The organism is bacterium, assembly GCA_035307765.1.
Lineage (GTDB): Bacteria > Sysuimicrobiota > Sysuimicrobiia > Sysuimicrobiales > Segetimicrobiaceae > Segetimicrobium.
This window is the reverse complement of sequence record DATGHU010000002.1, coordinates 1-10,109: the sequence shown is the minus strand read 5'-3', so window position 1 is coordinate 10,109 and position 10,109 is coordinate 1. Positions and strand designations below refer to the sequence as shown.

9 protein-coding genes and 1 tRNA gene are annotated in these 10,109 nt (G+C 65.2%); 4 read left to right on the top strand and 6 right to left on the bottom strand.

What is annotated here, in order from left to right:
* Positions 1 to 465: paraslipin (locus VKV57_00165; GenBank protein HLW58318.1), on the bottom strand; the 465-nt coding region annotated here is incomplete at its 3' end.
* Positions 466 to 712: 247 nt separating this feature from the next.
* Between VKV57_00165 and VKV57_00160 the strand changes: the two genes are divergently transcribed.
* Genes VKV57_00160 through VKV57_00150 form a run of 3 tightly spaced genes read left to right on the top strand, consistent with a single transcriptional unit; the run spans position 713 to position 3,818 of the window.
* The gene (locus VKV57_00160; protein HLW58317.1) at positions 713 to 1,645 is read left to right on the top strand and encodes a fumarylacetoacetate hydrolase family protein; all 933 of its coding nucleotides are present in this window, start codon (positions 713 to 715) and stop codon (positions 1,643 to 1,645) included.
* 22 nt (positions 1,646 to 1,667) lie between these two features.
* Entirely contained in the window at positions 1,668 to 2,729 is a 1,062-nt protein-coding gene (locus VKV57_00155; protein ID HLW58316.1) for a Gfo/Idh/MocA family oxidoreductase, read from the top strand.
* Between the two features lie 12 nt (positions 2,730 to 2,741).
* Complete coding sequence (locus VKV57_00150) at positions 2,742 to 3,818, top strand: Gfo/Idh/MocA family oxidoreductase (protein HLW58315.1); 1,077 nt, start codon at positions 2,742 to 2,744, stop codon at positions 3,816 to 3,818.
* On the opposite strand, the gene VKV57_00145 is transcribed toward VKV57_00150, so the two are convergent.
* The 5 genes from VKV57_00145 to VKV57_00125 all read right to left on the bottom strand — a co-directional run bounded on the left by VKV57_00145 (position 3,810) and on the right by VKV57_00125 (position 8,390).
* A complete protein-coding gene (locus VKV57_00145) occupies positions 3,810 to 4,676 on the bottom strand; it encodes an ABC transporter permease (protein ID HLW58314.1) in 867 nt (288 codons plus the stop codon). The two genes, VKV57_00150 and VKV57_00145, sit on opposite strands and share 9 nt — an antisense overlap.
* Before the next feature lie 32 nt (positions 4,677 to 4,708).
* Positions 4,709 to 5,662: an ABC transporter permease gene (locus VKV57_00140; protein ID HLW58313.1), complete on the bottom strand. Its 954-nt coding sequence runs from the start codon at positions 5,660 to 5,662 to the stop codon at positions 4,709 to 4,711.
* Between the two features lie 9 nt (positions 5,663 to 5,671).
* Positions 5,672 to 7,258, bottom strand: coding sequence for an ABC transporter substrate-binding protein (locus VKV57_00135; GenBank protein HLW58312.1), 1,587 nt, complete (start codon positions 7,256 to 7,258; stop codon positions 5,672 to 5,674).
* Between the two features lie 126 nt (positions 7,259 to 7,384).
* Entirely contained in the window at positions 7,385 to 8,239 is an 855-nt protein-coding gene (locus VKV57_00130) for an adenylate/guanylate cyclase domain-containing protein (GenBank protein ID HLW58311.1), read from the bottom strand.
* A gap of 76 nt (positions 8,240 to 8,315) precedes the next feature.
* Positions 8,316 to 8,390 (bottom strand) — tRNA-Gly (locus VKV57_00125).
* Between the two features lie 417 nt (positions 8,391 to 8,807).
* On the opposite strand from VKV57_00125, the gene VKV57_00120 reads away from it, so the two are divergent.
* Positions 8,808 to 9,941 carry a serine protease gene (locus VKV57_00120; GenBank protein ID HLW58310.1) on the top strand — a complete coding sequence of 378 codons (1,134 nt, stop codon included), beginning with the start codon at positions 8,808 to 8,810 and terminating at the stop codon, positions 9,939 to 9,941.
* The last annotated feature ends 168 nt before the right edge of the window (positions 9,942 to 10,109 follow it).

Here is a 10,109-nt window from a genome sequence, read left to right as displayed (position 1 = left end):
GGTCACCTTGACCCCCCACCGCTCCGTGACCTCGTCGAGCTTGGCGCGCATGACTTGGTTGATCCGGTCCCGCTTCGTCAGGGCGTCGTCGAGGCTGAGGTCGCCGATCACTGCGCGCAGCCCGGTCGTGGCGATCCCCTGCGCAGCCGTGGCGAAGTTGCCCACCTGGATGACGGTGAGTTGGGGGTCGAACACCTTCCAGTAGATAAGGAAATCAATGGAAATCGGGGCGTTATCCTTCGTGATGCACGTCTGTGCGGGGATTTCGAGGAACGCCTCCCGGAGGTCCACCCAGACCGCTTTGTCGATGATCGGGATCAGGTAGACGATCCCAGGACCCTTCGGGCCGAAGCTGCGGCCCAGGCGGAACACCACCAAGCGCTGGTACTCGCGGACGATCTTGACGCCGTTGTATGCCATGAGCACGGCGACGACGACAACTGCGATCGCGAACGCAGATCCCATGGCGCTCCTCCGATCCGCAACCCTTTCGCCTCCACGGGACCGGCCCCCTTGTTTCCCCAGCGCCGACGCCTGCCGAGGATGCTAAGTCCTGGATGGAAGTTGTCGCGCTCCGGCTCCTCAGACTGTCGTAGCGGTGCCGAGGGGGAGAGGGAGCCGCGGCGTCTGCGAGGTTTGGACACCGGTCCGGAGGAGAGCCCGGGAAAGGGCATGAATCCAGGAGCGGCTCACGCTCGGAGGCCGGGCGCACATGAAGGTTGTAACGTTTGCGACAGAAACTGGACGTGAACGGCTTGGCGTGCAGGAGGAAGCCGGGATCGTGGATCTGGCCGCGGCGTCGCTGGCGCGCGGGACCGGGGACGCTGCCCACGTCGCCGACGTGCTCGCCTTTTTGCAGGCAGGCGGCGTGGGCCGGGAGCTTGCACGCACCCTCACGGAGTGGGCGTCGGCCCGGCAGGACGCCGCCTTCGTGTTCGCACCGGACCAGGTTCGCCTGGTCGCACCGGTGCCCCGCCCTCCGAAGGTCCTCTGCATGGCCGGCAACTATGCGGAACACTGGCGGGAGGGAGGCCTTCAGGCTCCCGTGAAGCCGCAGTCCGCCCCAGAGATCTTCATCAAGCCGGTGACGACGATCGCGGGGCCGGGGGAGTCGATCCGGTTGCCCGGCCCGATTTGCACCGCGGTGGATTATGAGGGCGAGCTCGCCGCGGTCATCGGCCGCAAGGCAAAAAACGTCCCGGCCGAGCGCGCGCTGACCTACGTCGCCGGGTATGCCAATTTCAACGACGTCTCAGGCCGGAAACTGACCATCGACATCCCCCGCGAGGTGACCCCGCGGACACGTTACTTCGACTGGTCGAACGGCAAATGGTTCGACACGTTTGGTCCGCTCGGTCCCTATCTGGTCGTGGACGAGATCGCCGATCCGCAGGCGCTGCCGATCCAGACGCGCGTGAACGGGGAGGTGCGCCAGAACGCCACCACGGCCGACATGATCTTCGCCGTGGCCGAACTGGTGGCCTGGATCAGCCGCTTCGTCACGCTTCAGCCCGGCGACGTCATTGCCACAGGCACCCCCTCGGGGGTGGGCTCCTCGACCCAGACCTTCCTTCGGCCGGGTGACGTCGTCGAGGTGGAAGTGACGGGACTCGGCGTGCTCCGCAACATGGTGGCCGCCGGGTAGGTCCAGGGCACGGAGGGCGTGGGTGGAAACATACTGCGCGGCGATCGTCGGATTGTCCGAGATCGGAGCGGCGCGGAGCCAGGCGGCTCCCGCCCCGGTCCTCGGCGAGGCGCAGCCGCATTCCCACGCCGCCGCCTACGCCGCGATCCCACGGACTACCGTCGTGGCGGTCTGCGACGTGGTCCCCGACCTGTTGGAACGCTTTCAGCAGCAGTGGGGCGACGTTTTTCCGGAGGCCCGCCGGTACACCGACTATCGCGAGATGCTCTCGCGCGAACGCATCGATCTGCTCAGTGTGGCCACCCCGGACGATCGCCACGCGCAAATCGTGGTCGACGCGGCCGAATCCGGGGTGAAAGGAATTTTGTGCGAGAAGCCGATCGCCACGACCCTGGCCGAAGCCGACCGTATGATCGCCGCGTGCGCCGGGCGCCGCATCCCGCTTCTCATCAACCACACCCGGCGTTGGTTTCCTGAATTCGTCGAAGCCCGGCGGCTGGTCCGCGCCAACGCGATCGGCCGGCTGCGCCGTGTCGTGGCCATTCACGGCGGCCCGCGCGCGATGTTGTTCCGCATGGGCACGCATCTGGTGGACATGGTCTGTTTCTACGCCGAGTCCGAACCGGAGTCGGTCAGCGGCGAGTTAGACGACGAGCACCGGCATTACGGCCCGCGGTACGCGGGCGACGGCGGGCGCGATGGAGCGACCGATCCGGGGTACAGCGCCTACGTCCGCTTCCAAAGCGGCGTGCGCGCGTCTCTCACCGCCTCGAAGCAAACGATGTACACTTTCGAGCTCGACCTGATCGGCGCGGCGGGGCGCATCCGTGTTGGCGCCCACGTGGGCGAAATCTGGCAGGCGTTCGGCGACGGGGCGCCGGCGCTTCGTCCGCTGCGTCCGCCGTATACGACCCGCGGAGACATGGGCGCGGCGGTCGCGGAGTTGCTGGGCCTGATCGAGCATGGCGGGAGCGGCTCGTCGACCGGCGAGGACGGACGGCGGGCGCTCTCGATCCTCCTCGGCATCCTGCAGTCGAGCGACACGGGCGGCGGGCCGGTCTCCTTTCCCGTTCACGACCGGTAGCAGGTCGCGTCGATGCGCACCGTCGCCGGCATGATCGGCCTGACGCATCCCCACTCCGCCGGACACCTGCGCACCCTGGATGCGCTCGAGGAGGTCGAGGGTGTGGTCCTGTACGACCCCGACCCGGCGGCACGTGATGCGGGGCCGGGCCTCTGCCGCAAGACCCGGGCCGTCTGCGACGACCTGCCGGCACTGCTCGGGCGCTCCGACGTCTCCGTCGTAGTGATCGCGCTTCCCACCGACCGGACGCCCGACGCGATCGCCGAATGCGCGCGGGCCGGCAAGCACGTCATCTGCGAGAAGCCCTGTGCGCGGTCCGCCGGCGAACTGCGTCCCGCCCTCGACGCGCTCGCGCGGCACCGCGTCGGGTTCACGGTCTGCTACGTCTGGCGCGCGCATCCCGCCGTTGCGCGCATGCGTGAGCTGGTGCGGGCCGGTGCGGTGGGGCGGCTCACGTCCGCGGAACTCCGGATGGTGACGAGCCAGGTGCAATTTCGGGATCCGGCGCACTGGTTGTTCAAGCGCGACGTCGCAGGCGGCGGGGTTCTGTCATGGCTGGGGTGCCATTGGCTCGACGCGCTGCGGTACGTGACCGGCGAAGAAGTGCGCGCCGCGAGCGCGATCGTCGGAACTCTCAGCGGCGAGCCGATCGACGTGGAAGATGTGGCGAGCGTCAACCTGCGCCTCTCCGGGGGCGCGCTCGTGAATCTCTACGCCGGCTACCTGCTGCCGTTCGGTCCGTCCGGCTATGAAGGGGCGGTGTTCGACCTCAGTATGATCTTCCGCGGCGCGGCGGGGACGCTTCAGTACGGGCGATCGGGAGACGAGCATCTCGTTACGCTGCGCAGCGCGGCGCCCGGGGGGCGGACCGCGTCCCAGCGGGTCGACCGGTACGTCCTGCCTCCCGTGCCGGCGTACGGGGGAGCGCCGGGTCTACGGTTTATCGAGATGTTCCTCCAGAGCGTGCGTGACGGCGGCGCAGGCCCGGCGTCCGCCGTCGACGCGCTTCGCGTGCTCGAGATCCTCGACGCGATCTACTTCTCCGCGAGGACCGGCAGGGGGGCCGACCTCGCCGCCGCCTCAGACTGAACGCACCTGGTGCGGGTCGAGCGCATCGCGCAGCCCGTCGGCGAAGAAGTTCATTCCCAGCACGACGAGCGTGATGGCCAGACCCGGAAACAGCGCGTACGTTACGGACCGGCCGAGATACCCTTGCGCGGCGCTCAGCATATTGCCCCACGACGGGGCGGGCGGCCGGCTGCCGAGGCCGAGGAAACTCAGGGCCGCCTCCACGAGGATCGCGTCGGGCGCGGCGATGGCCATCTGGACGATCAGCGGCGCGACACACCCCGGGAGGACGTGGGTCCCCATGATTCGCCCGTCGGAGCACCCCACCGCGCGGGCGGCCGCGACGAAGTCTTGTTTGGTGAGCGAGAGCGTGATCGCCCGCACGAGCCGGGAGAAGACCGGGGTGTTGACCGCGGCGATCGCCAGTGCCCCGTTGATCCAGCCGGGTCCCAGCACCGACACGATCCCGATGGCGAGAAAGATCGCGGGAAACGCGAGCAAGGTGTCCCAGACCCGCATGACCACCGCGTCGAGCCAGCCTCCCGCGTAGCCCGCGACGAGACCGGTGAGCGAACCCACGGCGGCCGCCAGCACGACGATCAGCAGTCCGGCCCCCAGGGAGGGTCTGCTGCCATAGAGGACGCGGCTGAACACGTCGCGCCCAAGCTCATCGGTCCCGAACCAGTAGGTGGACGACGGCGCCGTCAGCTGCGCGGCCAGGTGGACCTCCGCGGGGTCATACGGGCTCACGTACGGACACACGACGGCCGCGAGCACGAGCGCGGCGAGGACGACGGTTCCGAAGAACCCCTTCCGGTTCCGGAACAGCCGCCGGACGACGGTGATCGCCCTGGAGCCGGCGGCGGGCCGGCGAACCACCCTCGCGTCCCCCGCCGCACGGACGCCGGATGCTATCGGGCGTCCCCCATCTTGACGCGCGGGTCGAGGAATGCGTACGAGATGTCGACGATGGTGTTCGCCGCCAGGAAGATGAGCACCACAAGCATGAGCGTGGCCTGCACCATCGGGTAGTCCCGATTCAAGATCGAGGTCACGACCAACCGGCCGATGCCAGGATACGCGAACACGGCCTCCGTAATGAGGGCACCCCCCAAGAGCCGGCCGAACTGGATGCCGAGGATGGTCACGACGGGAATCAGCGCGTTCCGGAGGGCATGGCGGACAACGACCACGCGCTCGCCGAGCCCTTTCGCCCGGGCCGTCCGGATGTAATGGGCGGTCAGCACGTCGAGCATCGCGGTGCGGACGAACCGCGAGAACACCGACAGGTTCGACACGGCGATCGTGATCACGGGCATGACGAGATATTTCAGGCCCTCGAGCGCCGGCGTGCCCGACTCGCCGACGCCGGACGGGGGCAGCCACCGCAGCGTCACGCTAAACAGAAGAATCAGCAGGATCCCCAGCCAGAAGCTCGGGACGGCCAGGCCCAGCGAGGCGAGGCCGGTGAGCACGAGATCCGCGGGACGATTCTGCCGGAGCGCGGCGACGATGCCAAACGCGAACCCGACGAGGACCGAGATCGCGAGCGCCCCCACCGTCAGCCGCAAAGTATTGGGAAACGCCTGCAGGACGAGCGCCGCCACCGGTTGGTTGTTCACTTGCGAGCGACCCAGATCGAGCCGCGACACGTGCGTCATCCAGATGACGTAGCGGACCGGAACGGGCTTGTCGAGCCCCAGCCGGGTGCGTTCCTGCGCGATTTCCCCCGGCGTTGCCTGGGTGCCCAACATCATCCTGACCGGATCGCCCGGCGCGAGCGTGATGATCGCAAAGATCACCACGGACGCCAGGAACAGGGTCGGTACCAGCAGCAGCAGCCGCCGGACTAGAAACCCCTGCACCCAGCCGGCCTATCCGCCCAGCCAGGCGCGGGCCAGGAACAGGTTGCCGTTGAGGTCGATATCGACGTCCCGGAGCCTCGCCGTCTGTCCCCAGATGCGCGGGTTGGTGGCGACTTGAATCATGAAGCAGTCGTCGACGACGATCTCGTTGGCGAGTTGATAGAGATTCCTTCGCCGGTTCACATTCGTCTCGACCGCGGCGTCGGCGAGCAGCTTTTCCAGCTGCGCGTTGCGGTATCCGTAGACGTTGCGGTCGTCGCCCCGGTACGAGTACTGGGTATTGAAGAAAATCGCGGGGTCGCGGGTCGTGCGGGCGTTGATCCACGGGTGGACGGCGAAGCCTCGCAGATCGGCGGCGCCGCCGATATCGTAGAACTGCGCGTTTTCGACCTCATTGACCGTGAGCCTGACACCGATCTTGGTGAGATCCGACTGCCAGATCAGGCTGAACAGTTTCATCTGCGGCCAGGCGGCGGTCGTGTTGATCGTCACGTCCAGATTCCGGACGCCCGCCTGCTCCAGGAGCGACGCCGCTTTCTGGAGATTGAAGGGATGAGCCATCACCAAGTTTGCGCGGTACGCCAGCGAGGATGGACTGTAGAACGGCGAGGTGATCGGTCGCGAAACCCCAAAGAACGCGGTCTGAGCCATCCCCGCGCGGTTGAGCGAGTAGGACAGCGCCTGACGGACTGCCCTCCTATCGAACGGCGGCTTGCGAACGTTCACGATCATGTTGAAGACGCTGCCCGAGTTCTCATTTGGCACGACGGCGTAACTCTTGTCGGCCTGGAGCGGGCCCACGTCCGCGAGGCTCGAAATCAGAATATCGTCGACCGCGCGCGACTTGAGATTTGGGACCAAGGTTTCGGCCTGGGCTAGGCGCTTGAACACGAATTGATTCAGGTATGGGAGCTCCTTCTGCCAGTAGTCCGGGAACCGCGCGAATTTCGCGTACTGGCCGGTCACCCATTCGGTCATCCTGAACGGGCCGGTCCCCACGGGCAGCTTCTTCAAGAACCGTGGATCAGACGAATCGTCGATCCGGATGACAAACCAGTAATCCAGGATGTCGGTCATGTAGGGGACCGGCTTGTCAAAGAGGATGTCGAGGACGAGCCTGTCGGCCGCCCGCACCTCCCTGGCCGGCGACATCAGCCCTTGAATCTTCTGGGCCCCATAGTACTTTCCGATCACGGGGTCCTTGAGATAGCCGAACGTCGTCACAAAGTCCTGAGCCGTGCAGGGTTTCCCGTCGTGCCACTTGATGTTGTCTCGTATCTTCAACCGGACGGATCGTTTGTCCGGCGCGATGACCCAGGATTCCGCGAGATCCGGGTGTTCCTTGCCCTGTCCGTCTTTCCAGAGCAGGCGCGAGAACACCTGATCGTACATCTCGAAGTTGACCGCACTGAATCCCCAGGGGTTAAAGTCGTTGAAATCGCCGGCCTCGGCGTAATTCAGCGTGCCCCCTTTGACCGGACCCGCCGCCGCGGCCGCCGCGGAGGCCCAGCCGTTCCCGGCGGCGAGCGAGAGGCCGGACGCCACCCCAGTTCTCACGGCCGAACCGATGAACTCACGACGTGTAACGTTCCTCATCCGCGCACCTCCGTCCGCGGGTTGCTCACATCGACCGGCCGCACAGCCGCTCCTGGACGGGTTTAGGTGCAACTGCGGGAGGCGTGGGCAGCCGCATTTTGGCTACGGGCTGCCTGCGGGATCCGTTCAAGCGACAGGCGACGAGCCCCAGTCACGAGCCGCTCTCGTCCTGGGCGGTGCTAGGCTGGCGTGCGGTTCTTCCGCTTCGACTTGGTAGAGCGCCAGTGGATCCGCCAGGCCAGCCAAGCGGCGCCAGCCGAGACTCCGGAACCGGATGCCCGGAGGCTCATGTCGTCCGACAGCGGCCTTGGTGTCGCTCGAGATGACGATCTGACCCCCCTGAGCCGTCGAGCAAACGCGCGCTACGGTGTGGACGGTCAGGCCGATGTATCCGAACTCGGTGAGCGTTGGACGACCGCTATGGATTCCGACGCGCACCCGGATTTTGAGACCGTCGGGCCATGAGCGTGCGCGGAATGCACGCTGGATGGCCACCGCGGTCTCGATCGCCCCGGGGGCGTGCTTAAAGACCGCGAAGAACTCGTCGGCGCGGACGTCAATTTCGCGGCCGCCGGCCCGCACGACCGCTGTGCGCAGAACTCCTCGAGCATTTTTTAACAGGTTCCGATATCGGGCGCCCAGTCGGCGAAGTATGGCAGTGGAATTCTCGATATCGGTCATCAGCAGGGTGACGAACCCCCTGGGGAGCGGCGCCGGGGATGCTTCATTCCGCGCCGAGTGCAGTTGGCTGGTGATGAAACCAATGGGGAGAATGCCAAACTTTTTCGCTGCGTGCAGCAACCGCTTGCGGGCGCGTTGCCGGGCCGCGTCGTCCTCAAAGGCGACCTGGTTGAAACGGGCAAGCGCGTTCCGAACATGCGATTCATCGTTGATCGGCAGTCGCCTCTGACCCTGAGAATCGATGTAGGCAAACGCACTGTTCGGGAGGCCGGCGCGCTGCCCGGAGCTGAGCGTAGGCACGCCCCAATGATAGCCCGATAGTGGAAAGGCGACAAGAACAGACGCTAACCCGCTGAGAGCCTTGATTTTATTGGGCTGGAGCGGGAAACGGGATTCGAACCCGCGACCCTCTGCTTGGGAAGCAGATGCTCTACCGCTGAGCTATTCCCGCTCGTGAATGCCCGATACGACGTTAATTATTATAGCCCCTGCCGGACGCGAGCGTCAAAGACGCCGCGGGATAGGAGATAAGAGGGTCTGAAACATGGACATCACTACACTCGGATATCTCGTCGCTCGCTAACACTCTCACGCTTGATCAACCTCGAGCCAAGCCGTACGCAGGACTGGCAATCGGAAGGACCGAACGACTGGCTCGGAAATCAGACATCCATTGATAGCACGCCATCAATTTCGCCGCTTCGAATAACGTAGGTTTTTGGCGTTTGCTCTCTTAGTGAAGGCCCTCGGCTTTGCGTCTGTCGCTGATAGTGGGGGATGCGCAGTGCGGAAGCTTAAGAGTCTCGTGATTCTCGTTTGCCTGGTTGGACCTCTTGGTGGGTTAGCGCTCCCGGCCAGTCCCCAGACGATGCAGTCCGTGGCTGCGGCCGCCGGTCAAAGCGTGTGCATTGTCCTCGCGGAGCGCGGGAATGGGACAACCTCGGGGACCGGGTTCGTGGTCGCCGACGGGTACGTCCTCACCTCGCATCATCTAGCCCAGGGCGCCGATCGGCTGCGCGTGCTGTGTCCTGACCATCCGCCGATCGAGGTCAAATTAGCTAACGCCGACGCGGACAATGACATAGCGCTCCTGCACAGCTCTCTCTTGTCCATCCGTCCGTTGCCCCTTGGCGGATCTGGCAACGTGCAGGTAGGCCAAGAGATCGTGGTGATTGGCTTCCCGCGGGCCGACTTAGTGGGCGCCGAGACCGCCACCGTGACCCAGGGTATCGTCAACTCCGTTCGCGGCGGAGCATTACAGATCCAAGCGCCGGTGGGGCCCGGGAGCAGCGGCAGCCCGGTCCTCACCCTGCAAGGCCAGGTGATCGGCGTCGTGCGTGCGGTGCTCGGCAACCAAGTGGGGACCAACCTGGCCACGTCCTTTGCGACGGCCATCGATGCCGCCAAGCCGTTCCTCACCTCCGCCTTGGGGGGCCTGTATGGGAGCGTGAACGTTGCCAATCCGCCGCCGGGGCAGCGAGCTCCTCAGACCACTCAGAGCTCTAGCAAATTTGTCATCACGCCGGGTCAGGACATCGGCGATCTGAAACTGGGGATGCGCCGTGAGGAGTTTGAACGGCTGCTGGGACCAGCAAAGCAAGTCTCTCGGGACGACGGAGTACATCTCACGCTGGGTTGGCAATCCTCCACGAATTACCGGGGACTTTTTGTGGTCCTCTCGTCGACCGGTGAAGCTATCATGATCGGCGTGGTGTTCGACCCGAGGTACGTCTTACAAGGGGTTCATCTCGGCAGTACAGAGTTCGATGTCCGAGTTGCTCTGGGCGAACCGTCCCGAGTGGAACTCACAAGCCACAAGATCCAATCCCCTGCCCCCGCTAGTTTGAAAGTGCTCTACTATGACTCACTTGGACTGAGACTTGTGATCCAGAACAACCCCAAATACGCGAATTACTTGCTCGTTTCTAGTATTGCCGTCTTCCGCTCAGGCTGCCTTTTCAACGGATCGCCGGTCGTGCTCCAGAGTGGCACGTGCCAGTAACTAATTAACAGGACTTACGCACGAGCCTGAAAACGGGCTGAAAAGATAAGGGACACCGCCTGACGAAAGCTTTGCGTTGCTGAGACGACAAGGCAGACGTCAGGGAGGGCAGAGCCCTCATGGTGTCCCGGCTGTATGCTAGCACCCGCTGCCTGTGGGAGCAAGTTG